The 23,473-nt window shown below is 61.1% G+C and carries 25 protein-coding genes; 5 read left to right on the top strand and 20 right to left on the bottom strand.

The window, feature by feature from the left end; genetic code table 11:
- Positions 1 to 122: 122 nt before the first annotated feature.
- The 19 genes from HMPREF2743_RS05385 to rho form a co-directional block, all read right to left on the bottom strand.
- Positions 123 to 1,052, bottom strand: coding sequence for a tetratricopeptide repeat protein (locus HMPREF2743_RS05385; RefSeq protein WP_070743959.1), 930 nt, complete (start codon positions 1,050 to 1,052; stop codon positions 123 to 125).
- Positions 1,049 to 1,357 (bottom strand): thiamine-binding protein, encoded by a 309-nt coding sequence (locus tag HMPREF2743_RS05380; protein WP_049155059.1) that lies wholly within the window; start codon positions 1,355 to 1,357, stop codon positions 1,049 to 1,051. The genes HMPREF2743_RS05385 and HMPREF2743_RS05380 overlap by 4 nt, the downstream gene beginning before the upstream one ends.
- Before the next feature lie 10 nt (positions 1,358 to 1,367).
- Entirely contained in the window at positions 1,368 to 1,652 is a 285-nt protein-coding gene (locus HMPREF2743_RS12415; RefSeq protein ID WP_083299018.1) for a hypothetical protein, read from the bottom strand.
- Positions 1,652 to 2,344 carry an endonuclease NucS gene (nucS, locus tag HMPREF2743_RS05375; RefSeq protein ID WP_070528735.1) on the bottom strand — a complete coding sequence of 231 codons (693 nt, stop codon included), beginning with the start codon at positions 2,342 to 2,344 and terminating at the stop codon, positions 1,652 to 1,654. The genes HMPREF2743_RS12415 and nucS overlap by 1 nt, the downstream gene beginning before the upstream one ends.
- 24 nt (positions 2,345 to 2,368) lie before the next feature.
- Complete coding sequence (locus HMPREF2743_RS05370) at positions 2,369 to 2,854, bottom strand: DUF2550 domain-containing protein (RefSeq protein WP_070528738.1); 486 nt, start codon at positions 2,852 to 2,854, stop codon at positions 2,369 to 2,371.
- Positions 2,855 to 3,038: 184 nt separating this feature from the next.
- On the bottom strand, positions 3,039 to 3,407 hold the full coding sequence (locus HMPREF2743_RS05365; RefSeq protein ID WP_070528741.1) for a F0F1 ATP synthase subunit epsilon: 369 nt from the start codon (positions 3,405 to 3,407) through the stop codon (positions 3,039 to 3,041).
- Positions 3,408 to 3,417: 10 nt separating this feature from the next.
- Positions 3,418 to 4,866 (bottom strand): F0F1 ATP synthase subunit beta, encoded by a 1,449-nt coding sequence (gene atpD, locus HMPREF2743_RS05360; protein ID WP_070528745.1) that lies wholly within the window; start codon positions 4,864 to 4,866, stop codon positions 3,418 to 3,420.
- 3 nt (positions 4,867 to 4,869) lie between these two features.
- Positions 4,870 to 5,853, bottom strand: coding sequence for a F0F1 ATP synthase subunit gamma (locus HMPREF2743_RS05355; RefSeq protein WP_070818340.1), 984 nt, complete (start codon positions 5,851 to 5,853; stop codon positions 4,870 to 4,872).
- Between the two features lie 56 nt (positions 5,854 to 5,909).
- Positions 5,910 to 7,550, bottom strand: coding sequence for a F0F1 ATP synthase subunit alpha (gene atpA / locus HMPREF2743_RS05350; protein ID WP_070443812.1), 1,641 nt, complete (start codon positions 7,548 to 7,550; stop codon positions 5,910 to 5,912).
- 60 nt (positions 7,551 to 7,610) lie between these two features.
- A complete protein-coding gene (locus HMPREF2743_RS05345) occupies positions 7,611 to 8,426 on the bottom strand; it encodes a F0F1 ATP synthase subunit delta (RefSeq protein ID WP_070443809.1) in 816 nt (271 codons plus the stop codon).
- Positions 8,427 to 8,432: 6 nt separating this feature from the next.
- Positions 8,433 to 9,005, bottom strand: a complete 573-nt coding sequence (locus HMPREF2743_RS05340; protein ID WP_046648931.1) for a F0F1 ATP synthase subunit B — start codon at positions 9,003 to 9,005, stop codon at positions 8,433 to 8,435.
- A gap of 45 nt (positions 9,006 to 9,050) precedes the next feature.
- Entirely contained in the window at positions 9,051 to 9,293 is a 243-nt protein-coding gene (locus HMPREF2743_RS05335) for an ATP synthase F0 subunit C (protein WP_010187073.1), read from the bottom strand.
- Positions 9,294 to 9,392: 99 nt separating this feature from the next.
- The gene (atpB, locus tag HMPREF2743_RS05330) at positions 9,393 to 10,205 is read right to left on the bottom strand and encodes a F0F1 ATP synthase subunit A (RefSeq protein ID WP_070528755.1); all 813 of its coding nucleotides are present in this window, start codon (positions 10,203 to 10,205) and stop codon (positions 9,393 to 9,395) included.
- A gap of 445 nt (positions 10,206 to 10,650) precedes the next feature.
- Entirely contained in the window at positions 10,651 to 11,085 is a 435-nt protein-coding gene (locus HMPREF2743_RS05325; RefSeq protein WP_010187077.1) for a Cg1360 family ATP-synthase-associated protein, read from the bottom strand.
- 16 nt (positions 11,086 to 11,101) lie between these two features.
- A complete protein-coding gene (locus HMPREF2743_RS05320) occupies positions 11,102 to 12,277 on the bottom strand; it encodes an MraY family glycosyltransferase (protein ID WP_070528758.1) in 1,176 nt (391 codons plus the stop codon).
- A gap of 10 nt (positions 12,278 to 12,287) precedes the next feature.
- Complete coding sequence (locus HMPREF2743_RS05315) at positions 12,288 to 12,965, bottom strand: L-threonylcarbamoyladenylate synthase (protein ID WP_070818339.1); 678 nt, start codon at positions 12,963 to 12,965, stop codon at positions 12,288 to 12,290.
- Between the two features lie 53 nt (positions 12,966 to 13,018).
- A complete protein-coding gene (gene prmC, locus HMPREF2743_RS05310) occupies positions 13,019 to 13,915 on the bottom strand; it encodes a peptide chain release factor N(5)-glutamine methyltransferase (protein WP_070528763.1) in 897 nt (298 codons plus the stop codon).
- 24 nt (positions 13,916 to 13,939) lie between these two features.
- Positions 13,940 to 15,016, bottom strand: a complete 1,077-nt coding sequence (gene prfA, locus HMPREF2743_RS05305; RefSeq protein WP_010187085.1) for a peptide chain release factor 1 — start codon at positions 15,014 to 15,016, stop codon at positions 13,940 to 13,942.
- Positions 15,016 to 16,956, bottom strand: a complete 1,941-nt coding sequence (gene rho / locus HMPREF2743_RS05300; protein WP_070528766.1) for a transcription termination factor Rho — start codon at positions 16,954 to 16,956, stop codon at positions 15,016 to 15,018. Before rho ends, prfA begins: the two co-directional genes overlap by 1 nt.
- A 467-nt stretch (positions 16,957 to 17,423) precedes the next feature.
- On the opposite strand from rho, the gene HMPREF2743_RS05295 reads away from it, so the two are divergent.
- Genes HMPREF2743_RS05295 through HMPREF2743_RS05275 form a run of 5 tightly spaced genes read left to right on the top strand, consistent with a single transcriptional unit; the run spans position 17,424 to position 22,812 of the window.
- Complete coding sequence (locus HMPREF2743_RS05295; RefSeq protein ID WP_070818338.1) at positions 17,424 to 19,175, top strand: long-chain fatty-acid--CoA ligase; 1,752 nt, start codon at positions 17,424 to 17,426, stop codon at positions 19,173 to 19,175.
- Between the two features lie 50 nt (positions 19,176 to 19,225).
- Positions 19,226 to 20,359, top strand: coding sequence for a GTP 3',8-cyclase MoaA (moaA, locus tag HMPREF2743_RS05290; RefSeq protein ID WP_070528773.1), 1,134 nt, complete (start codon positions 19,226 to 19,228; stop codon positions 20,357 to 20,359).
- A gap of 42 nt (positions 20,360 to 20,401) precedes the next feature.
- The gene (locus HMPREF2743_RS05285; protein ID WP_246824468.1) at positions 20,402 to 21,727 is read left to right on the top strand and encodes a molybdopterin molybdotransferase MoeA; all 1,326 of its coding nucleotides are present in this window, start codon (positions 20,402 to 20,404) and stop codon (positions 21,725 to 21,727) included.
- Positions 21,728 to 21,742: 15 nt separating this feature from the next.
- Positions 21,743 to 22,222 carry a cyclic pyranopterin monophosphate synthase MoaC gene (gene moaC / locus HMPREF2743_RS05280; protein ID WP_070528782.1) on the top strand — a complete coding sequence of 160 codons (480 nt, stop codon included), beginning with the start codon at positions 21,743 to 21,745 and terminating at the stop codon, positions 22,220 to 22,222.
- Complete coding sequence (locus tag HMPREF2743_RS05275; protein ID WP_070528786.1) at positions 22,216 to 22,812, top strand: molybdenum cofactor guanylyltransferase; 597 nt, start codon at positions 22,216 to 22,218, stop codon at positions 22,810 to 22,812. Before moaC ends, HMPREF2743_RS05275 begins: the two co-directional genes overlap by 7 nt.
- Here HMPREF2743_RS05275 and HMPREF2743_RS05270 read toward each other — a convergent pair.
- Positions 22,796 to 23,293 carry a molybdopterin-binding protein gene (locus HMPREF2743_RS05270; protein WP_070528789.1) on the bottom strand — a complete coding sequence of 166 codons (498 nt, stop codon included), beginning with the start codon at positions 23,291 to 23,293 and terminating at the stop codon, positions 22,796 to 22,798. The two genes, HMPREF2743_RS05275 and HMPREF2743_RS05270, sit on opposite strands and share 17 nt — an antisense overlap.
- Between the last annotated feature and the right edge of the window lie 180 nt (positions 23,294 to 23,473).

Here is a 23,473-nt window from a genome sequence, read left to right as displayed (position 1 = left end):
ACTCACACTCAAGTTCAAACATGAAAAGACCCTCAGGAGAGGACTCAACGGAATCATCCTGAGGGTTCAACCGGCGACGGTGCTGGGAGGTCGCTATCGGCTCCTGCACAAGCTGAGCGCTATTAGTACAACGCGCTAGCTAGCTTCGTCCGCGCGGCCAGCACGCGCGGATCGCCGGAATCGAAGAGCCCAAAGAGCTCTAGGAGGCGGTTCTTGAGCTGTTCCTTCTCATCCCCAGCGGTGCGCTTCATGGCCTCAATGAGGCGCTCGAAGGCGCGGTCGGGGGCACCGGCGACGACCTCCGCGTCGGCGGCGTCGAGCTGCTTTGCCACGTCCTCCGGGGCAGCATCCGCAGCGACGATGGGATCCTCACTACGGTTAGCTGGGTCCAAGCGCTTGAGCAGCAGCGTGGTATCGCGCGCCTGCTTAATCTCCGCATTATCTGGCTCGGCGGCCAGGATCTCCTCGTAGGTGGCGATGGCGGAATCGAAATCGCCACGGTTGAGCGCCTCCTCCGCCAGGCTCAGGCGCGGATCAGCAGCTTCCTCTGCGGGGCTCTCCCCTGCCTCACCCTGTTCGGACAGGCCCTTGAGCTGGGGGCCGAGCTTATCGACGATCGCCGCTACCCACTGCTCCAGGTTCTCGCGCGGCTGCCCGCCCTCGAAGTTGGTGACGGGCTGTCCGGCGGCGATGGCAACGGTGGTCGGCAGATTCTGTACGCCGAAGACCTGCGCCACCTGGGGCACAACATCAGCGTTGATATAGCCCACGATGAACTTCAGCCCACCTGCGGCCGCCATCTCCTCGAAGTCCTTCTTGAGCTGCTCGGAGGCCGGGGAGCGAGGCGAGCCGATCAGGGCGATAACCGGTACCTCCGCGGAACGGCGCACCAAGTCATTCTCGAAGTTCTGCTCGGTGACCTCGAAGAAAGGGGCAATTCCTCCGCCGGAGTTAGCAGCTCCGGCATTTGTGGACTTCGCTTGCGCCCGCGCCTCCGCCTGCTGCTTGATGGCGCCTAGGTCGAGGGCTCCTCCTACGTACGGTCCGGTCACTTATTCTCCTCCAGGTAACGGTTAACGGAATCTACTTTTTGGGTAATCTGCCCAGTCACACCTTCACGGATATCGGCCTTAATCACCAGGCTCGTGCGCGGCGACACGGCGCGCACGGCGTCGGTGGCCTCCTTGATAACCGCGAAGACCTCGTCCCATTCACCTTCAATAATGGTGAACATGGAGTTGGTCTCATTGGGCAAGCCGGAAGCACGGACGACGCGCACGGCTTCAGCCACGGCCTCGGACATTTCAGCGCTTTCATCACCCACAACGGTGGGGGCTACGGAAAAGGCAACAATCATGCCCGCTATCCTACCGCCGCTCCCAGCAGTGCCGGTGCCAGTGGCGGCGGTCCTCGCCGCGCCCGCCTGTATCCCGTGGCCAGGCCACGATGTGCGCCACCCCGGGAGGAATATTCTGGTTGCATCCCGGGCACACGTAGTACTTCTGTGCGGCGGCGCTGCCGACATGCCTCATAACGAAAGGCTCGCCATGGGTCCAACGCGGCCCAGGGACAGTCTGCGAGCCGAGGAAGGCGCTGCCATCGCGCGGCAGTGAGCGCGGCTCCTCACGAATTCGGCGGTTGCGGCGAGGCACTAGAACAACCGCAGCTCGTTGGACTCGATGCCGCGCAGCTCCTGGTAATCCAAGACGACGCAACGAATGCCGCGGTCCTCCGCCAAGGTCCGCGCCTGGGGCTTGATTTCCTGCGCGGCGAACACGCCGTGGACGGGTGCTAGCAAATCATCGCGGTTGAGCAGCTCAAGGTAGCGCGTGAGCTGCTCGACACCATCGATGCCCCCGCGACGCTTTACCTCCACGGCGACGAACTCGTTCTTATCATTCTTGGCCATGATGTCTACCGGACCAATAGCCGTGGGATACTCGCGACGCACGAGCGAGTACTTCTCCCCCAACGTTTCGATGTGCTCGGCCAGAAGCTCCTGTAGGTGTGCCTCCACGCCATCTTTGACCAGGCCTGGGTCTTCCCCCAACTCCATGTCGATCTCTTGGTGGATCTGCGAGATGGTGATGCGCAACTGCTCACCTTTCGGGTTCTCCACCAGCCACAGCTTCTCCCCCGTGTCTTCGCCGTCGATATCCTCAATAGCCGACTCCTCAAAGGTGCACGGCGGCGTCATCCAGTTCAAAGGTTTATAGGCCCGGTCATCCGCATGAACGGACACCGAACCATCGGCTTTGATGAGGATGAGCCGGTCCGCCATGGGAAGGTGGGCGTCGAGGCGGCCTACGTAATCTACGGAGCATTGGGCGATGACAACACGCATGCCCTCTACCCTATCGTTGGGCCCCTACTTCTTGGGTAAGCGGGTAGCCCGCTGGCGCATCTGGTGATAATCCAGCTTCTCTTGACGCTTCGACGGCGCGGATTCGACCCACGCATTCAAGGCCATAATTCCCTGCGCATCGGAGGCAATCTCATAGTCCTGCCCATCGACGCTAATCTGGATGATTTGGTGGCCGGAGGGCATAAAAGAAGCCTCGTCATCGTCCATAGGGCGGATGCTACCCAGTTCGATGTCGAGGCGATTAAAGCGCTTGTTGGCGCGGGGCATGACGGAGCGAAGCTTAAAATACTTCATGAACTCACCGTCATAGCGCACGAGACCATGACGCCATGTATAAGAGTCCTTCGACGGGAGTCGGCGCAACAGAATGCTCGTGCCACGGGATCGCACGGTGAAAAAGCGCACCGCCGCCAGGATGAGGAAAACCAGGAGGACCAGTGCACACAGACCCAAAAGAATTGTTAGCCCCTGAAGCACCTGAGAATTCATGGGTTGATTGTACCGCCGTTGGAGCAGGCAATGCTAGTTCTTGCCAGTTCCTGCTAGCCCTGAGGTACCCCTCTTGCTGAGATCACGAAGAAACCCCACCCCCTCTTAATGAGGTTGTGGGGTTCCTAGGTGAGAGTGGGAAGGGCGGTCATTGCTGCCCGTCGTTTCCCTCTCCGCTCATCCGTTAGCTGTTGTGGCGGCGGGCGGCGCGCAGTGCGGCATCGCCACGAGACCTCGTCAGCTCGTGCTCAGACTTCAGGTCTTCCTGTGCCTGGGCCTCATCGACCTCGGAGGCCCAGATGGACCAGTCAGCGAGGACGGTGATTTTGTTCTCGGACACGGAGAGGAAGCCACCCTGGACGGCGGCGACGAGACGCTTGCCGTCCACCGGGTGGATGGTCACAACACCATTGTCGATCAACTGACCGACCATGGGCTCATGGCCAGGAAGCACGCCGATCTCACCCTCGGTGGTCTCAGCCGTCACCATGGTGGCCTTTCCGGTCCACAGCAGGCGCTCGACGGAAACCAATTCGGCGGTGATGTCAGCCATGTGCCTCTCCCTACTTCTTCTCGGTCAGCTTCTTGTACGCAGCCTCGACATCGTCCAAGCCACCCAGGCCGTTGAAAGCCTGCTCCGGGTAGTGGTCGAATTCGCCGTTGCAGATGCGCTCGAAAGCGTCGATGGTATCGGCCAGCGGCACGTAGGAGCCCGGCAGGCCGGTGAACTTCTCTGCGACGAAGAAGTTCTGGCCCAGGAAGCGCTCGATACGGCGAGCACGCTGAACGGTGATCTTATCTTCCTCAGACAGCTCGTCCATACCAAGGATAGCGATGATGTCCTGGAGCTCCTTGTTCTTCTGCAGAATACCGATGACACGCTGTGCCACCTCGTAGTGGCGCTCGCCCACGATGGACGGCTCCAGAATACGAGAGGTAGAGGTCAGCGGGTTCACTGCCGGGTAAATACCCTTCGAAGCAATACCACGGTCCAACTCGGTGGTGGCATCGAGGTGGGCGAAGGTGGTCGCCGGAGCCGGGTCGGTGTAGTCATCGGCCGGCACGTAGACGGCCTGCAGGGAGGTAATGGACTTACCCTTGGTGGAGGTAATACGCTCCTGCAGCACACCCATCTCATCAGCCAGAGTCGGCTGGTAACCCACGGCGGAAGGCATACGGCCCAGAAGGGTCGACACCTCAGAACCGGCCTGGGTGAAACGGAAGATGTTGTCGATGAACAGCAGCACGTCCTGGTTCTGCACATCGCGGAAGTACTCCGCCATGGTCAGGCCGGACAGAGCCACGCGCATACGGACTCCTGGCGGCTCATCCATCTGGCCGAAGACAAGTGCGGTGTCCTGAAGAACGCCCATCTCCTCCATCTCGAGGAAAAGGTCGGTGCCCTCACGGGTACGCTCGCCAACACCTGCGAAGACGGAGGTACCGGAGAACTCGCGTGCGATACGAGTAATCATCTCCTGGATAAGAACGGTCTTACCCACACCTGCACCACCGAAGAGGCCGATCTTGCCGCCCTTCACGTACGGGGTCAGCAGGTCGATGACCTTAATACCGGTCTCCAGGATCTCGGTCTTACCCTCCAGCTGGTCGAATGCCGGCGGCTCGCGGTGGATGCCCCACTGCTCACCGTCGCGGCCCAGACCCGGCTGGTCAAGGCAGTCACCGAGGGCGTTGAAGACGTGGCCCTTGACCACATCGCCCACCGGGACGGAAATCGGCTTGCCAGTGTCGGTCACGGCGGCACCGCGGACAAGGCCGTCGGTCGGAGCCATGGACACGGCACGGACGAGGTTGTCACCGAGGTGCTGAGCGACCTCAAGGGTGACGGTCTTTGCAACAGCCTCGAGGGAAACCTCGACGGTCAGTGCGTTGTACAGTGCCGGCAGCCCGCCACGCGGAAACTCCACGTCGACGACCGGACCGATGACACGCACCACACGGCCGGCGGTAGCCGACGACTGTGTGTTCTGCTCTTGCAGAGCTGTAGTCATAATCTAGTCACTTTCTGCGCTTTCGGCGAGCGCCCCAGCGCCACCGACGATCTCTGTGATTTCTTGGGTAATCTGCGCCTGACGTGCCTGGTTGGCCACGCGCGAGAGGTCCTTGACCAGCTCGGTAGCGTTGTCGGTTGCAGACTTCATTGCGGTACGGCGTGCGGCGGACTCGGAGGCCGAGGACTCCAAGAACATCGCAAACAGGAGGCGAGAAACGTACTGCGGAAGCAGCGCTTCCATCAGGGTGTCCGCATCCGGCTCGAAGTCGTAATCAGGAGTGATCTGATTGTTCGGCTCGGCGTCGGAAAGCGCGGACTCACCCAGGTTGTAGTCCTCTTCCTCGATAACCGGTACCACCGGCAGCAGCTGCTGCACACGCGCGGTCTGGGTCAGCATGGACTCGAACTCGGTGTACACAACGTGCACCTGGTCGAAACCGCGAACGGTCTCGCCCTCCACGTTAATGCCCTCGCGGGTCTTGGCCTGGCCATTCGAACCGGCAACGAAGCCGTCGATAATGTGGCGGCGCACATCATGCGTCTTTTCCCAGGTCGGATCCTGCGAGAATCCAGTCCAGCTACCAGCGACCTCGGCCTCACGGAACTTGTAGAAGCCAACGCCCTTGTTACCGGTAACGTAGCGGACGGTCTCGAAACCCTCGCTCTTCAGCAGGGCTTCCAGCTCGGCCGCCTTCTTGAAGATGTTGTTGTTGTAGCCACCGCACATACCGCGGTCAGAAGAGACCACGAGAATGGCGGCTACCTTGGCATCTTCGCGTTCCCGGAGCATCGGGTGATCCAGGGACGTGTGCGCCGCCAGCTTGTTGAGCACGTTGGACAGTTCACGTGCATAAGGCTGCGCCGCTTCTACCCTGGCCTGAGCCTTGGTAATGCGCGAGGTAGCAATGAGCTCCTGTGCCTTGGTGATCTTCTTAGTGGAGTTGACGGACCGGATACGGTCACGCAGTTCACGAAGATTAGCCATGGTGTTCGCTCCTCCCTTCTCTTTCTAGACGGTTAATTCTTAGAGCGTGCGAAACTCTATTTGGCCGTCTTGCGGGAGACGTTGAGCTCGGTCTTGTTCACGTCATCCGCGGCGAGCGGGTCAACCGGCGCCTCGGTGCCGAGGTTGTGGCCCTCGGTCGTGCGGAAGGACGGAGTGAAGTCCTTAGCTGCTGCAACAAGTGCATCCTTGGACTCGTCGGTCAGAGCGGTGCCGCCCTGGATCTGCTCGAACACCTGCGGGGTTGCAGAGTTGAGGTGATCGTGCAGCTCCTTCTCGAAGCGGCGTACGTCCTCGACGGGAACGACGTCGAAGATGCCCTGGTCTGCGAGGAAGATGGAAACCATCTGGTACTCGACAGGCTGTGGGGAGGACTCGGCCTGCTTGAGCAGCTCGACGAGGCGCTCACCGCGCTCCAGCTGAGCCTTGGAGGCCGGATCCAGGTCGGATGCGAAGGCCGCGAAGGCCTGCAGGTCACGGTAAGCAGCCAGCTCAAGACGCAGGTTACCGGCGACCTTCTTCATGCCCTTGGTCTGTGCAGCACCACCAACACGGGAGACGGACACACCGACGTTAATTGCCGGACGGACGCCCTGGTTGAACAGGTCGGACTCCAGGAAGACCTGGCCGTCGGTAATAGAAATAACGTTGGTCGGAATGAAGGCGGAGACGTCGTTCGCCTTGGTCTCGATGATCGGCAGTGCGGTCATGGAGCCTGCACCCATGTCGTCGGAGAGCTTTGCAGCACGCTCCAGCAGACGGGAGTGGAGGTAGAAGACGTCGCCCGGGTAAGCCTCGCGGCCCGGCGGACGGCGCAGCAGAAGGGAAATCGCACGGTAGGCCTCAGCCTGCTTCGTCAGATCATCGTAAATGATCAGGACGTGGTTGCCCTGGTACATCCAGTGCTGACCCAGAGCTGCACCGGAGAACGGTGCCAGCCACTTGAAGCCAGCGGCGTCGGATGCCGGAGCAGCCACGATGGTGGTGTACTCCAGAGCGCCGTGCTGCTCCAGGGTGTGGCGCACACCAGCGATGGTGGAGCCCTTCTGGCCGATGGCGACGTAGATGCAGCGAACCTGCTTGTTCTTGTCGCCAGATTCCCAGTTAGCCTTCTGGTTCAGGATGGTGTCGATACAGACAGCCGTCTTACCCGTCTTACGGTCACCAATGATCAACTGACGCTGACCGCGACCAATCGGGGTCATCGCGTCAATAGCCTTGATGCCGGTCTGCATCGGCTCTTCCACCGGCTGACGCTGCAGCACGGACGGTGCCTGCAGCTCGAGGACGCGGTCCTCTTCAGCGGTGATCGGGCCCATGCCGTCAATCGGCTGGCCCAGGGGGTTAATTACGCGGCCGAGGAATTCCTCGCCCACAGGGATGGAGAGAACCTCGCCGGTCCTCTTGACCTCGTCGCCTTCTTTCAGCGACTCGAAGTTGCCCAGGACCACGACACCGATGGAGTTGGTGTCAAGGTTCTGTGCGACGCCAATCACGCCGCCCGGGAACTCGAGCAGCTCATTCGCCATGACGGACGGCAGGCCCGAAACCTGCGCAATACCGTCAGCTGCCGAAATGACCACGCCGACCTCCTCACGGGAGGCCTCCGCGGAGTAGCTCGAGGTGTAGTTCGCAATCGCGCTACGGATCTCGTCGGAGGAGATCGTCAGCTCCGCCATGTTCTTCCTGCTCTCGGTAGTATCTTCCAGCAATTACTTAATCGTTTCTGTCGTTTCGGCTTATGCCATCTGCGCGCGAAGGCGGGCGATCTTGCCTGCCGTCGAGCCATCGATGACTTCATCGCCGACGCGGATGGTCATACCACCGAGGAGGCTGGTGTCAACCTCAGAGTGGATGGACATCGCACGACCATAAATTTTGCCCAGCTTTTCAGCGAGTGCTGCCCGCTGGCTATCGTTCAGCTCACCCGCAGTGGTCACGCGCGCGATGGTACGGCCCTGCAGCTTGGCTGCGGTGTCCGCCAAACCGGCGAGATCATCAATCGGGTTCTGCTCCGGGCGGCCAATGGCCTGCAGCGCGAGCGCCTCAGTAACCATCGTGACCTTGCCGTAGAGCACGCTTGCCAGCAGCCCGACCTTACGATCGGACGTAGCAGTACGGTCTGAAAGCAGCTGGGTCAGTTCGCCTTCTCGGTCAAGCACGCGCGACAGGGAGAAGAGCTCGTCTTCTACCTGGCCCAGCTTGCCCTCAAACTCAGCGCCACGCAGCAGTGCGCGGCGGCCGAGGATGATGAGGCCACGGGCGATATCACGCGGGCTCGACCACTGTGCGGCGGCGGCCTCCTGCAGCACCTGGAGTGCTACCGGGGTGACCTTCCCGCCGAAAAGGGTCTGGACCAGGGACTTGCGCTCCTCTGCGGTGGCGGCGTCGTCGGTCAGAGCGACGCGCAGTTCGCGGTCGCCGTCGAGGACGCGGACTACCTCGAAGAGGTCCTGGCCTGCCTGGGTAGCAGTCGCTACCGAGCGGTCGCTGGAGAGGAACTCATCCAGCTTGGACTCAGTGGTAGCGAGTGCTTCGCGGCTAGCTGCCTTCATCGTTGCCTACTTTCCGGCCGGTGCCACAGTGTCGAGCTCGGACAGGAAGTTATCAATCGTGGAGGACTGCTTGGTGGCGTCCGAAAGTTCGCCGCCGAGCAGCTTCTCTGCCAGGTTGATGGAGTTCTGCCCGATGTCGGAACGCAGCTCAGACACGACCTGTGCACGGGAAGCTTCAAGCTGCTTCTCGCCGGCGGTCAGGATGCGACGAGACTCTTCCTCTGCAGCTTCCTTAGCCTCTGCCTCGATCAGCTTGCCGCGCTCACGCGCCTGCTCGCGGATCTCCGCAGCCTCTGCTCGAGCGTCAGCGAGCTGAGCATTGTACTTTTCCAGGGCGGCCTTTGCTTCGGCCTGCTGAGCCTCCGCACGCTTAAGGCCACCTTCGATCCGGTCTTCACGCTCCTGCAGCATCTTGTTGTATGCCGGAAGAACGAGCTTCCAGAACACAATCAGGATGATGGCGAACGGAATGATCGACCAGACCAAGTCGTACATCTTGGGCAGAAGGATGGAGTTGCCGCTCTCCAGCGGCAGGTGCTCACTTCCCTCTGCTGCAAGGTAGTAAATGACGTTGTTCATGGGGCTCCGTTCTTAAAGTTCGATTTACTTTGTGTAAAGCGCTCTTTAGAACAGGAAGCCTGCAACGAGGCCGATAAGTGCCAGGGCCTCAACGAAGGCGATACCCAGGAACATGGTGGTACGCAGCTGGCCGGCCATCTCCGGCTGGCGAGCCATGCCCTCGACGGTCTTGCCGACGAGGATACCGATGCCCAGACCCGGGCCGATGGTTGCGATGCCGTAGCCGATAGCGCCGAGGCCCTTGAGGGTGGACTCGTCAGCAGCCTGAGCAAGAATGATTTCGTTCATGATGAAAGTCGTTCCCTTTCAATGTTTTCCCGCGAATTGTTCCGCGGGGGAAGTGGTGATTTCTGGGGTATTTAGTTAACCGCGAGGTTCGCGTTGTTGTTAGTGCGAATCTGCATGCAGCGACAGTTCGATGTATACCGCCGTCAGCAGGGCGAAAATGTATGCCTGCAGGAAGATGACGATAATTTCGTACAGCGTGAACAGAACCGCTGCGACCAGAGTGAGGCCACTCAGTGCGGTCCAACCGTTGAACTGGAAGAAGAAGAAGTTCGTTGCCGAGTACAACAGGACCAAAATGAGGTGACCAGCCAGGAAGTTCGCCATAAGACGAAGAGCCAGCGTGACTGGACGCATGACAAACGTAGAGAAAGCCTCAATCGGTACAACAAGCACGTGCAGCAGCGGTGGAAGGTTAGGAATAACCACCGAGGACTTGATGAACTTGCCGAAGCCAAAGCGCTTTGCGCCGGCGTAAATCATGGCGATGTACGCAACGACTGCCAGCACGATTGGCATACCGATACGAGCATTCGGAGAGATGTTTAGGGCTGGAACAATGGTTGCCACGTTCCAGAACAAAACACCGAAGAAGATCGTGGCCAAGATAGGAAGGAAACGGCGTCCTTCCTTGCGGCCCAGAATGTCTTCTGCGATGTGAATTCGTACGAAGTCAATCGCATGCTCCGCTACGTTTTGCAATCCTTTAGGAACCAACTTCGGGTTCCTGAAGGCGACAACAAAAAGGAGCACCAAGATAGCCGCCATGAACAGGCGAACCAGCATGATGCGATCCAAAGCGAACCAACCGTTGGCGAAATCGGCGAACAAAAGATCGACGACATCACCATCATCGGTTACGTGCCCCGGGAAAAATTCTGGATCCAGTTCGGGTGCGTGAAACTCACCCTTCATGGCCAATGTCGTAACGCTCAGCGTTCTCTCCCGTGTTCGGGCCACACAGCTTGTCGAAGGCTATGTGGTGCGATGGACGTCTCAAGCTCTTTGCCCTGCTCACGGACTCCGTCGCACATCAGCGTAAACAGGGCAAGGATAAACCGTACTTTTTCGGGATAGCATGACGCTAACCCGCGGTAACCCGAAGAGAATGCTATCAGTTCGCCCTCAAGTTTTCGCACGTGGGGGCAGTGTTGCGAGCCTAAAGGCACAGCCCAGCACTAGAAAGCCTCATAAAAGGCCCGCATTCTGCCAAAACCCTGCTGAGTGTATTTGGTCACATACCCACGTTTTCCCACCTTGACGGGGGTAATGAGCATGCTGAAAGGAGCGTCTTACTACACAAAAAGCCACCCTCCCGGGGTCACCGGAAGCAGTGGCTTTTGATGAAGATTAAGGCGCATTAGGACACGTAGGTCACGTTGGAGGTAATGACGCCCCAGACCTCGGTTCCCAGCGTCACCGCTAGTGCTAGCAACACAGTCACGAACAGCGCCATCGTGTCATAGAACTCCAAGTCCTTAATCAGCAACAGCACCATGATCAGGATGACCACCTTGAGCAACCAGCCGCCGAGTACCACAGCCATCGTGGTCGAGGGAGTAGTCCGCGCGGTGAGAAGCACCGACGCTGCGGTAAAGAGCACGAAGCCGCCTCCGATAGCAGCGCCGACAAGCACTCCCCAGATACCAGGCAACCCGCGGACGCCACCCCAGATAGCCAAGGACGCGATGGTCACTACGACGAGGCCAATGACCCCGAGGCGCAGGGCGCGCTTGAGGGGACGACGATGATCGTCATAGGGCGATAGCTCTTCGGAAGTCGTTGAATCAGTCACAGCCCCATACCCTACCTCAGGAAGGATCCGTTTCCAGCACCACGCTAGTAGAACGCGGACGGCGGCCAATCTTGCCTTGGCGCAGCGGAATCAAGGTCACGCCAAAGGCTACGAGGAGCGCGAAAACAGCCAGCGCCACCGCGACGGGGGCCGGAACGATAGAGAAAGAAACCGCCCCGAAAGCTACCGCGGAGACCCACAGATAGAGCACAAGCACCGTGCGGCGATGCGTGTGCCCCAGCGACAGCAACCGGTGGTGAATGTGGGCCTTGTCGGCAGCGAAGGGCGAGCGCCCCTGCGAAACACGCCGAATAACCGCCCAGACAAGGTCCAGGACTGGAACAAAGACCGCAGCGATAACGACGATGACGGGTGACATCAGCGCCACAATGTCCACGGTGCCGTAGAGGGACATGTTGATCTTGCCGGATGCTGAGGTCGACGCCGCGGCAAGCAACAAACCAATCAGCATCGCCCCGCTATCCCCCATGAAGATGCGGGAGGGCTCGAAATTGTGCGGAAGGAATCCGGCACACACACCAACGAGCGCCGCCGCAATAATCGCGGGCGGATAAGCCGATACTGTACCGCCCTGGTCATGCAGAACAGTCAAGGAGAAAACCAGGATGGCTCCGCCGGCAATCATTCCCAGTCCAGCCGCCAAGCCGTCGAGGCCGTCGACGAAGTTGATGGCATTAATGAGCAGTACGGTAAAGAAAGTAGTCAAGAGTGTTCCCTGGACCTGGTCAAGGATGACCGTGGTTCCATCACCAAAAGGCAGAAAGAGAAGCGTCCACGTCAGCCCCAATCCGCTCATGATGGCCGCGGCTACGAGCTGCCCGATGAGTTTGACCAAAGCGCTTAGCTCCAACAGGTCGTCCACCACACCGACAACCACGATGGCGGCAGCGGACCAGAGCACAGCGTTCATCTCTGGCGTGACGGGCATAAAGCCGCGAGTCAAGGCTGGAAGCTGTCCTGCGAGATAGACGGCGGCGGCAAAACCCGTAAACATCGCCACTCCGCCAAGCTGCGGGGTGGGCTGGGAGTGACTATCGCGCAGGCGGATCTCCGCCACCTGGCCGCTGCGCACTAAGAAGGTGCGCACCAGTCCGGTGGTGAGGTAGGTAAACGCCGCGGCGACGAATATCACCAACGCTAGCTCGCGCAGCGGCACTCCGGTTCCAGCCACTAAAGTCTCCTTAAGAGGATTGGGCGCCCGGGCGGGTGCGCAGCGATTCGGCGGAGACTCCGATGACTTCACCAATCTGCTCGGAGCTCAGCGCGCCTTCGCGCAAGAGGTAGGGACGCGGGCCAGACAGATCGATAATGGTGGAAGGCTTGCCCACCTCAGCTTCTCCCCCGTCGAGGTAGACCGTGACCGCCTTGCCCAACTGCTGCTTCGCAGCAATCGCGGTGGTGGGCGGAGTCTGTCCAGAGATATTCGCAGAGGACACCGCCATGGGGCCGACCTCGCGCAAAAGCTCAATAGCAATCGGGTGCAGTGGCATGCGCAGCATCACCGTGCCGCGGGTATCGCCCAGGTTCCAGGGAAGCGAAGGCGCTTGCGGGACCACAACGGACAGACCACCCGGCCAAAAGGCCTCGATCAGCGTTTGGGCGGTATCATCCAGCGAAGCGACAAGGCCTTTGACGGTATCCCAGGAACCCACGAGCACCGGTACCGGCATGTCCGGGCCTCGGTGCTTGGTGGCCAGCAGGCTGGCGACGGCATCATTATCGAAGGCATCGCAGCCCAACCCGTACAACGTATCGGTGGGCATCACGACGAGCCGCCCCGACTTGGCAGCCTTGACGGCAAGGGCCATTCCTTCTTCGCGTTCTGCCGCGTCAGCGCAGTTATAAATCTGTCCCTGCATTGGTCTCTCCTTAATCCCGTTCCTATCGGCTTGTCGACCAATCTTCGACCAATCTACTGTACTCCCCGCTCTGCTGTGACAAAGCGGGCGGTACCAGTCAGGTCCTTGAGCACCTCGATGTGGCTAAACCCTCCGTGTGCGCGTAGGGCTTCTTGCACCTGGTGCGAGGTGTCGTCGTCGTGCTCGATGCCCACGCGGCCGCCGGGGCGCAGCAGCGCGGCGATGGTCGGGATCATCGCGGTGATGGTCTCCATGCCGTCTTCTCCCCCAAACACCGCCTCGTGGGGGTCTTGGTAGACCTCCGGATCCAGGTCCGGGGTCTCGGGGACGTAGGGCGGGTTGGTCAGCACGAGGTCAACGGTGCCGTGCAGCTTCAGCAAGAGCTCAGAGTCGGTGACGTCGCCCTGGACCACGTCCACCGATCCCGCACCGTCGCGCACAGTACTCGCGGCATTGCGGCGGGTGTAGGCCAGGGCGGCGTCGGCAAGCTCCACTGCCCACACCTCGGACTGCGGCACGTAGTGGGCGGCGTATAAGGCCAGCGCACCGGATCCAGCGCACAAATCCACGACGCGGGGAGGACGCGCGTTAGTCTTCGTCGTCCCCAACGAGTTAAATTTCTTTAGAAATTTAACTCCCCAGTCGGCAAGCACCTCCGTCTCCGGGCGCGGGATGAACACGCCGGGGCCCACCTCGAGTTCGAGGGGTCCAAACCACGCCACTCCCAGGATGTGTTGAAGGGGCTCGCGCGCTTCACGACGCCCCACCAACGCCCCGTATGCCACGTCAAAGCCGGGGACCGGAGCCTCGTTAAGCGGGATATCCATGTGCCCGCAGTGAATGAGGTGGGCCGCCAACAGCCGCGCATCCCACTCGGGTGAAGGTACCCCGGCAGCGCGAAGGCGCTCCGTGGCATCACGAAGCGCCTCCTTATAGGTGTGAAAAGTCACCGTATCTAACCGTGCCTTAGCCTTCTAGCCTTCAGCCTCAAGGCGCTCCGCGCGCTCCTGAGCCTGCAGAGCCTCAATGAGATCCTGCATATCGCCGTCGAGCACGGAGTCAAGGTTGTTGGCCTTGTAACCAATGCGGTGATCGGTGATGCGGTTCTCCGGCCAGTTATAGGTGCGGATGCGCTCCGAGCGGTCCATGGTGCGCACCTGAGAGGCACGCTGCTCGCCAGCCTCGGCCTCGCGGGCCTCGCGCTCCATCTGATCCAGGCGAGCTTGCAGCACCTGCAGGGCACGCGCCTTGTTCTGAATCTGCGAGCGCTCCTTCTGACAGGTCACCACCAAGCCAGTGGGCAGGTGGGTAATACGCACAGCGGAGTCAGTGGTGTTCACGCCCTGACCACCCTTACCGGAGGAACGGTAAACGTCGACACGGATGTCCTTGTCATCGATGTTGACAGAGTCGATCTCCTCCGGCTCCGGGTAGACCAGCACACCAGCCGCAGAGGTCTGGATGCGGCCCTGGGACTCGGTCACCGGCACGCGCTGTACACGGTGGACGCCTCCTTCAAACTTGAACACGCTCCACGCGCCATCGCGCGAGGGGGTCTTGGACTTGAAGGAAATGGACATATCCTTCACGCCGCCGAGGTCGGACTCGTTGAGGCCCAGAACCTCCCACTGGAAACCTGCCTTGTCGGCGAAGCGCTCATACATGCGGGCCAGGTCGCCGGCGAAGAGCGCTGCCTCTTCGCCACCGGCACCGGCCTTGATCTCCATGATGATGTCCTCGGAGTCATGCTCATCGCGCGGGGCTAGCAGATCCGCGAGTTGCTCCTCCAGCTGCACAACGAGCGGCTCGAGTCGGTCAACCTCAGACTGAAACTCGTGATCCTCGTAGGCCATCTCTTTGGCATCGGCCAAGTCCTGGCGGGCCTGAACCAATTCTTCGTTGACGGCGACGATGGGGCGCAGCTCAGCGTAGCGCTTGGACAGCTTGCGGAATTGCGACTGATCCCCGGCTACTTCCGGGTCAGCCATCTGCATTTCGATGCCTTGGTACTCGGAGATGATGTCATCAACGAGGGAAACCTGATTAGACATTACTTGTAGTCCTCCTCGTCCGTATCTGCCGCCATGGGCGCGGACGAAGCGACCTGCATGAGGAACTCGCCGTTGGAGCGGGTCTTCTTAAGCTGCTTGATGAGCAGGTCAATGGCAGCGAAGGAGTCCAGGCCGGAAAGGATGCGGCGCAGCTTGGTCATGATGCGTGCCTCCTCCGGAACCAGCAGGAGCTCGTCCTTACGGGTACCGGAGGGGTTGACGTCCACAGCCGGGAAGATGCGGCGCTCGGAGATGGCGCGGTCGAGCTTGAGCTCGGCGTTGCCGGTGCCCTTGAACTCCTCGAAGATGACGGTGTCACCGGTGGAACCGGTCTCCACCATCGCGGTAGCGATGATGGTCAGTGAGCCACCGTTTTCGATGTTGCGGGCAGCGCCCAAGAAGCGCTTCGGCGGGTACAGGGCGTTGGAGTCCACACCACCGGACAGGATGCGGCCCGACGCCGGGGAGGAGTTGTTGTAGGCGCGGCCCAGGCGGGTGATGGAGTCGAGCAGAACGACGACGTCCTTGCCCTGCTCCACCAGACGCTTGGCACGCTCGATAGCCAGCTCCGCCACGGAGGTGTGCTCTGACGGCGGGCGGTCAAAGGTGGAGGCAATGACCTCACCGTTGACGCTGCGCTGCATGTCCGTGACCTCTTCGGGGCGCTCGTCCACGAGGACCACCATGAGGTAGCACTCCGGGTTGTTCGTGGCGATGGCGTTGGCAATGTTCTGCAGGATCGTCGTCTTACCGGCCTTCGGCGGGGAGACGATGAGCGCGCGCTGGCCCTTACCAATCGGCATGATGAGGTCGATGACGCGGGTGGTGAGGATCTTCGGGTCCGTCTCCAAACGCAGGCGCTGGTTCGGGTACAGCGGGGTGAGCTTGGCGAAGTCCGGGCGCTCCTTCGCGGTGGACGGATCCAGGCCGTTGACGGTGTCAACCTCCACCAGCTGGTTGTACTTGCGGCGGTTGCGGCCGTTGCCGTGGGTGTGAGTCGGGCCGGAAACCTTGACCTTGCCGGTCAGGGCGTCGCCAGAGCGCAGGCCCAAGCGGCGCACGAGGTTGTTGTTGACGAAGACATCGGAGCTCGCCGCGCGGTAACCGGTGGTGCGCAGGAAGGCCACGTTGTTGTCCACGACCTCGAGGATGCCGCCAACTACCTGTACTTCATCGCCCTCGCGGATCTGCAGGTCATTGCCACCGTTGCCGCCGCCATCGCGGTCACGCCCGCGGCGGTTGCGACGGTTACGACGGTTACGGCGGCCACCGCCACCATTGTTGTCATCGTCGTTGCGGTGGTTATCGCGGCGGTTGTTGTTGCCGCCCCCGTTATTGCCACCGCCGTTGTTGCCATTGCCACCGTTACCGTGGTCACCGTTGTCGGAGTTCTTTCCGCCACGGGACTGGTTCTCCTCGGACTTGCCGTTGTTGTCCGACTTGGCATTGTTGTCCTCGGCGCCGTTGTCATTCCCGTTGCCCTTGGACTCTTCGCGGGCCTCGCGCTCCTGACGGCGCGCACGGTTACGGCGGGCGCGGCGGGCCTGGGAGCGAGACTCATAGCGCTGCTCGTCGTGGCCGCCCTTGTGCTCAGACTCTTGAGCACCGTCCTCGCCCTTGCGGGCATTCTCGGATTGCTGCTGCGGCTGCTCCTGCTGGCGCTTCTTATCCTGCTCCGACTGCTCGGAGGCTTGCTCAGCAGCACCGGCAGGGCGCGAGGCCTTGCGGGCGGCGCGACGCGGCTGTGCGTCCTTAGCTTCGCCCTCGGCAGCAGCCTTCGCGCCGCGTGCCGGAACCTGGCCGGTGGTCAGTGCGGTAATGAGGTCCCCCTTGCGCAGGCCAGAAACGCCGCGAAGTCCGCGCTCCGCAGCCAGCTTGCGCAATTCCGGCAGCTTCAGGGATGCGAGATCCTGTGCTGCGGTCTTGTCCGTATCGCTCACGGATATCCTTTCGTCGCTTCACCAACGCGCGCTGTTTCTTGTGCTGCACCTGCACTGTGCGCGGTGCCGCTCCGAATGGGCGTTGGAAGCCAGTGTGTAATTGAGATGGTCCACCGCCACCAGCGAGTTCACGCGACGGCGATCCCCGTGGGCGGTGGTTTTCTTTGGCTCTCCCCCCTCTCCGGCCCTGCGGTACAGAACATGAAGAACTCCTTGCAGAACTCCTGAAAAGTTCTCGAGGAAGCGGCCGCGGGTCAATCGCGGGGAGATATTTTAAGAAGGCGACTGCGAGCGTGTCTCTCCCCTCTCACCGTCGCGTGCACCGTTGGACTGCCATGAGTTTTCACCGCAGGTGTGTGCGCCGTGGAGGGAGCTCGGAGGTGCGGAGAAGGCCTTCCCCGCCAGTCGCCGACAACTATACCGCATCCTTCCACCGCGCTCACACTGACACGGCTAAAGTAGTGCGCATGCTCTCCACAATGCAGGATATCCCGCTGTCCCTCACTCGCATCCTGGAGTACGGTTCCACTGTCCACGGCCAAACCCAGGTGGTTACGTGGCACAGCGCCAATCCCGGCAATGAACGCGAAGAAACCACCTTCGCCGATATCGGCGCTCGCGCCGCTGCCTTCGCCCACGCCCTGCATGACACCCTCGGCATCACCGGTGATGAACGCGTGGGCTCCTTGATGTGGAATTGCGCCGAGCACCTCGAGGTGCTTTTCGGCACTGCCTGCAAGGGCGCGGTGTTTACCCCGCTCAACAAGCAGCTGATGAATGATCAGATCCGGCACATCATCAACCACGCCGAGGTCCGCGTCATCGTCGCGGATTGTCGCCTCGCCGAGCAACTAGCCCAGGTTCTGGAAGGCGTGGACTGTGTGCGTGCGGTGGTGTTCACGGGCGTCGACAAGCCCAGCACCGCTCTGCCGGGCAACGTCGAGATTTATAGCTATGAGCAACTGCTAGATGGGCGCTCCACCGTATATGACTGGCCGGTTCTGGATGAACACACCGCCGCCGCCCTGTGCTATTCCACCGGCACCACCGGTGCGCCAAAGGGCGTGCTCTACTCCCACCGCGCCCTGTACTTGGAAGGTATGCAGCTGCGTTCCTCCGATTCCCTGTGTGTGACCCACGGTGAGACCTTCCTGTGCTGCATCCCCATCTACCACGTCCTGAGCTGGGGAGTTCCCTTTGCGGCGTGGATGACGGGCACGCCGCTGGTGCTTCCCGACGCCGACGTCTCCCCCGCCACCCTGGCCAAGATCATCGCCGCCACCTCCCCACGCGTGGCGCATGGCGTGCCCACCATCTGGATCCAGCTCTTCGTGCACTACCTCAAGAATCCGCCGGAGCGCATGACGCTAACGGAGATTTTCGCCGGCGGCTCGCCCGTTCCGCCGCAGCTCATCAAAAGTTGGGAAGAACGCTATGGCGTGGACGTGGTCCATGTCTGGGGCATGGCGGAAACCACCACGGTGGGTACCGTGGCGCGCCCGCCCTCAGGCGCCTCGGGTGAAGCCCGGTGGGCCTACCGCATTTCCCAAGGTCGCTTCCCTGCCGCCCTGGAATACCGCGTGGTCAACGACGGCCACGTGGTCAACACCACCGACCGCAATGCGGGCGAGATTCAGGTCCGCGGCAACTTGGTCACCGGCTCCTACTATCACTCGCCCACCTCGGAGGATGGCGGTGCCGCCCACGAATTCCGCGGCAAGGATGTCGAGGACGCGGCCTCGAAGTTCACGGCCGATGGCTGGCTGCGTACAGGGGATGTCGGCTTCGTCAATGAGGAGGGCTTCCTCACCGTGGAGGACCGCGCGCGCGATGTCATCCGGTCCGGTGGTGAGTGGATCTACTCCGTGCAGTTGGAGAACCTCATCATGGCCAACCCAGTGGTGCTCGAATGCGCTGTCATTGGCTACCCCGACAAGCAGTGGGTCGAGCGCCCGCTAGCCGTCACCGTGCTCGCCGCAGGCATCAGTCCCACCATTGAGACCGCTGAGCGTCTACGCAATGGCATGCGCTCTGAGCTGCCCTCCTGGATGCTGCCGGAGTATTGGACCTTCGTGAAATCCATCGACAAAACCTCGGTGGGCAAATTCGATAAGAAGGACCTGCGCGCCCACCTGGCGGAAGGCGAGTACAACATCATTCGCCTGAAGGGCCCGGGTGAGGCGCAGCGCTTAGACGCCGAAGAGGGCACACCGCAATAAAGGGGCTGAGCGACTATAGATCTGCTTTTACTCCGGCTAAAGTGTAGTTAATGTCTGATCGCGTCTTCCTGCCTACGCCCTCCCCACGCGGAATCCCCCGCGGCGGGGCCGACGCAACGCCTCCGGACCTGCCGCCTGCCCTAAGCGATGGTCGCCGCGACCTGCTCGACCGTTACGGACGCCAAGCACGCGACCTTCGCGTCTCGCTGACGGATCGCTGCAACCTGCGTTGCACGTATTGCATGCCCGCCGAGGGCCTCGAGTGGATGCCCACTGAACAGACACTCAGCGATGAAGAGACTATCCGCCTCATCAGAATTGCTGTGACCCAATTGGGCATCCGCCAGGTGCGTTTTACCGGCGGCGAACCTTTGCTGCGCAAGTCGCTAGAGAAGATAGTCGCCGCCACGACGCAGCTGCAGACGGACGAACAGCTGGCTCCCGCCACCGCCCTGACCACGAACGGCTTGGGACTGCCCCGCCGCCTAGACGGCCTCATTGAGGCGGGGCTTGACCGCGTCAACATCTCCCTAGACACCATTGATCCTGACCTCTATGCCCGACTCACCCGGCGCGACAGGCTCATCGATGTCTTTGCTGCCATCGAAGCCGCAACTGCCGCCCACCGCGAAGGCCGTCTAGGCACGGTCAAAGTCAATGCTGTGGTGATGCCCGGGGTAAATGAAGAGGACATCATCCCCTTGGCACGCTACTGCCTTGGCCACGGTGCACAGCTACGTTTTATTGAGCAGATGCCGTTGGGGCCGCGCGATCAATGGAATCGGGAACAGATGGTGACCGCTGATGATATCCTCGCCCGCCTCGCTGAGGCATTCACCTTACAACCTGCGGGCGAGCAGCGGGGTTCCGCCCCGGCTGCGCTGTGGGAGGCAACCGGGCTCGATGCTGACACTCCCTCAGGGCGCATTGGTGTCATCGCTTCCGTGACGCGTCCTTTCTGCGGCAGTTGCGACCGCACCCGGCTGACCACCGACGGCGCTGTGCGCAACTGCCTCTTTGGCAACTCGGAAACCTCGCTGCGGGATCTCATGCGCGCCGGAGCCAGCGATTCCGAATTGGCACACGCGTGGGCCAAGGAGATGTGGGCCAAGCTTCCCGGACATGGCGTAAACGACGAAGGTTTCTTGCAGCCAGACCGCCCTATGTCTGCAATCGGCGGATAAGCGCTACAAGGTTCCTTTTAATCCCGCTGTTAGGCTATTGACGTGCTGAATTCTTCTCATTCACCTGTTCCTTTTGCTTCCCCACATAGTGCTTCCGGCCCGGGCAACGCCCGCAATCTAGAGGAGCACTTCACCGCGGTGCTCGATCTTGTTCTCAGCTCATCCCCACTGCGTAGTCACGAGCGTGACGTCGATGCCTCCATCGTGGGGCTGGTGTTGGCACAGGATGTTTATGCGAAGTTCCCTCTGCCACCGTTTAGCAATTCCGCAATGGATGGTTTTCTCCTCCACGCCTCTAGCCTCGAGGGCGGTCCGGGCCCGTGGACGCTTCCGGTGGTTGGTGATGTCCCCGCCGGCAGTACTCCGCTCGAGCCTTCCCCCGGCCAGGCAGTACGCATCATGACTGGTGGCCCAGTGCCTGAAGAGCACTCGGCTCTCTGTGTGGTGCCGGTCGAATTGACTACCACTGCGCCGGGCCCGCAGCCAGTACCGCATCAGGTGACGATCACCGAGGCGCCACATCGCCGTCACATCCGGTCCCGTGGCGAGCACATAGCCCAAGGGGAGGTCATTGCGCGCGCTGGCGAGCTTGTCGACGCCGGAACGCTCGCCGCCCTACTCTCCGCTGGGGTGTCACGCGTCAGTGTGTATCTGCGCCCGCGCGTTGGGATTATTTCTACCGGGGCCGAGCTCAGCGGGCAGACGCACGATGATCTCACTGCATCAGCAGAGTCCGGTACACGCATTCCTGACTCCAATGGTCCCATGCTCAGCGCACTCGCGTGCCAGGCCGGCGCGGAGGTCATCGACACGCTTCACAGCAGCGACGACGCGGCTGAGCTTGCTTCGAAGCTGGACGCTCTCGCTGAACGCTGTGATCTCATTGTCACGACCGGCGGGGTCTCAGCAGGAGCCTTTGATGTCGTGCATGAAACCCTAGGCCAGAACCAGGGCGCCTGGTTCGGGCACGTGGCGCACAAGCCTGGTGCTCCCCAGGGGCAGGCCAAATGGAAGGACACACCGGTGCTGAGTTTGCCGGGCAATCCGGTAGCGGCGTTTATGTCTTTTCACCTTTATGTCAGTCAGGCGATCGCTGCATTGGCAGGGCATCCGCGCCCGGAGACACCCTGGCAGCGCCCACACGTGAACGCCACCATCGATGCGACGAAATTCCCGGCGGCTGCGCCGGCGAAAACCACGTTGATACCTGTGCACGTGGATTTCCGGGGGCGTATACCTGTGGCCATACCTTTCAGTCACCGCACAGTAGGCAGTCACCTCGTGGCCTCGTTGTCAGGCACGCACGGTTTCGCGGCAGTTCATGCTGGTGAAGAAGTACATAACAGCTTAACGATTTACCTGTTCTAGCAAGGAGAAATACCCATGAAGTTCACCCACCTCAACGAGTCCGGTTCGGCCTACATGGTCGATGTCACTGAGAAGCAGCCCACGGTGCGCTCTGCCACCGCACAGGGCGAAGTGGCTTGCTCCCCAGAGGTTCTTAGCGCGCTGCGCGATGGCACCGTCCCGAAGGGCGACGTCCTTGCGGTGGCGCGGGTAGCAGGCATTTCCGCGGCCAAGAAGGTTCCGGATCTCCTCCCCTTGGCCCACACCATCGGTGTGCATGGCTGTGAACTCAACATCTCCCTGGCCGAGGAGCACGTCTTTATCGAGGCCACCGTACGCACGGCCGACCGCACTGGTGTGGAAATGGAAGCCTTAACCGCGGTGAACGTGGCAGCACTATCCATCATTGACATGGTTAAGGGTGTCGATCGCTCCGCGTACATCCGCCGCTGTGGCATTACCGCCAAGTCCGGTGGGCGCTCGGGTGACTGGTCCCGCGAGTTGCCCGCATGTTAGCCAGAACTGCGCCCTATGCCACCATCATCGTCGCCGGTGGTCGTGGCAGCCGCATGGGCGGAGCGGACAAGGCCAGCCTGCGCGTCGGCGGGCAGCGCTTAGTCGACAGGCTGCACAGTTACCTGCCTTATGGCACGCCTAGCGTGGTGGTATCCCCACACTGGCTGGGCCTCCCGCAGGTCTGCGAATCACCGCTCTACGGCGGGCCCACCGCGGGCATCGCGGCTGGCTACCGCTTCCTCACAAGAGGCGACTCAGCTCAGCACTCTCAGCGCGAACTCGTTGCGGTTTTGGCCGTCGACGCGCCGGAGTCCCCAATAGCTATTCCGCACCTCATCGATGGACTCGGTGAGCATTCAGTTGCGGTTGCTGCCGCAGGAAACCAGATTCAACCACTATGCGCGGTGTGGCGTGTTGACGCTCTAGGCCGCGCATTGACGCGCCTGGGCCGTGTGCACAATCGCTCCGCACGCTCGCTTCTCCGCGCCGCGGACTCGGTAGCTGTCGTCCAGGTGGGTGAGGAGGTCCGCGACTACGATACCCCGCAGGAATTGCGGACTTATGAGCAAAGAATTAGTGGTTCGGTTTAGAGTCACCGCTACTGCAACTGCCGAAAATGTCCGGCACCAAAGGCAGCACCACACCAAGGGTGTCCTCCACCGCCCCACGGGAGGATGCACTATTGATGATGAGGTTTCCGCCGTGGTGGTCAAGGCCGATGATGCCCCGGCACAGTCCAGCCTTTGGCGAATTCTTCAGCCCCTCCATGAGCACTTGGGTCTCCACACCATGTAGGCGCACGCGCACGTAGCGCTCGCTAACCTCCGGAGTGACGTTTCCAACATGAGTGCCGGTTGCACCAATGATGATTACCACCTGTGCGCCTGACTCCAACGCGGCTCTTAATGCCTCATCGATTGCTTCAAAGTTTTCCGCCACCACCGTGGAGCTCACCACCGCGCAGCCGAATTCCTTGGCTAGCTCCTGTGCGCGAAAACCAGCGTTATTGGCTTTCTCCCCGCGGAGTACCCGGTCCGAGGCGACGATGATGGATGTCGTCCATGGCGTCATGTTTCTTCCTCCAGTGGTTAAGAATCGCAGAAGTTGAAATCCACACACAGCCGTCCCGTAGAAATCCGAGCGACAAAGAATTTCGCAACATTTTTGTGTCGTTATTTTCCACGAGATTCTTCTTGTTAAATGCCATATTAACGGAGATACTCGGGTACTTTGGCAGTTACAGGTTCACTT

It is taken from the genome of Corynebacterium sp. HMSC036D02 (assembly GCF_001836165.1).
Classification (GTDB): Bacteria; Actinomycetota; Actinomycetes; order Mycobacteriales; family Mycobacteriaceae; genus Corynebacterium.
Note: the sequence above shows the minus strand (reverse complement) of the source record. Positions and strands in the feature narration are given on the sequence as shown.

What these genes read in the sequence shown, in the direction of transcription:
- HMPREF2743_RS05380 (WP_049155059.1), bottom strand. Translation starts at nt 1,357, where the DNA reads ATGATTGTTGCCTTTTCCGTAGCCCCCACCGTTGTGGGTGATGAAAGC.
- nucS (WP_070528735.1), bottom strand. Translation starts at nt 2,344, where the DNA reads ATGCGTGTTGTCATCGCCCAATGCTCCGTAGATTACGTAGGCCGCCTC.
- HMPREF2743_RS05370 (WP_070528738.1), bottom strand. Translation starts at nt 2,854, where the DNA reads ATGAATTCTCAGGTGCTTCAGGGGCTAACAATTCTTTTGGGTCTGTGT.
- HMPREF2743_RS05365 (WP_070528741.1), bottom strand. Translation starts at nt 3,407, where the DNA reads ATGGCTGACATCACCGCCGAATTGGTTTCCGTCGAGCGCCTGCTGTGG.
- atpD (WP_070528745.1), bottom strand. Translation starts at nt 4,866, where the DNA reads ATGACTACAGCTCTGCAAGAGCAGAACACACAGTCGTCGGCTACCGCC.
- HMPREF2743_RS05355 (WP_070818340.1), bottom strand. Translation starts at nt 5,853, where the DNA reads ATGGCTAATCTTCGTGAACTGCGTGACCGTATCCGGTCCGTCAACTCC.
- atpA (WP_070443812.1), bottom strand. Translation starts at nt 7,550, where the DNA reads ATGGCGGAGCTGACGATCTCCTCCGACGAGATCCGTAGCGCGATTGCG.
- HMPREF2743_RS05345 (WP_070443809.1), bottom strand. Translation starts at nt 8,426, where the DNA reads ATGAAGGCAGCTAGCCGCGAAGCACTCGCTACCACTGAGTCCAAGCTG.
- HMPREF2743_RS05340 (WP_046648931.1), bottom strand. Translation starts at nt 9,005, where the DNA reads ATGAACAACGTCATTTACTACCTTGCAGCAGAGGGAAGTGAGCACCTG.
- HMPREF2743_RS05335 (WP_010187073.1), bottom strand. Translation starts at nt 9,293, where the DNA reads ATGAACGAAATCATTCTTGCTCAGGCTGCTGACGAGTCCACCCTCAAG.
- atpB (WP_070528755.1), bottom strand. Translation starts at nt 10,205, where the DNA reads ATGAAGGGTGAGTTTCACGCACCCGAACTGGATCCAGAATTTTTCCCG.
- HMPREF2743_RS05315 (WP_070818339.1), bottom strand. Translation starts at nt 12,965, where the DNA reads ATGCAGGGACAGATTTATAACTGCGCTGACGCGGCAGAACGCGAAGAA.
- prfA (WP_010187085.1), bottom strand. Translation starts at nt 15,016, where the DNA reads ATGTCTAATCAGGTTTCCCTCGTTGATGACATCATCTCCGAGTACCAA.
- HMPREF2743_RS05295 (WP_070818338.1), top strand. Translation starts at nt 17,424, where the DNA reads ATGCTCTCCACAATGCAGGATATCCCGCTGTCCCTCACTCGCATCCTG.
- moaA (WP_070528773.1), top strand. Translation starts at nt 19,226, where the DNA reads ATGTCTGATCGCGTCTTCCTGCCTACGCCCTCCCCACGCGGAATCCCC.
- moaC (WP_070528782.1), top strand. Translation starts at nt 21,743, where the DNA reads ATGAAGTTCACCCACCTCAACGAGTCCGGTTCGGCCTACATGGTCGAT.
- HMPREF2743_RS05275 (WP_070528786.1), top strand. Translation starts at nt 22,216, where the DNA reads ATGTTAGCCAGAACTGCGCCCTATGCCACCATCATCGTCGCCGGTGGT.
- HMPREF2743_RS05270 (WP_070528789.1), bottom strand. Translation starts at nt 23,293, where the DNA reads ATGACGCCATGGACGACATCCATCATCGTCGCCTCGGACCGGGTACTC.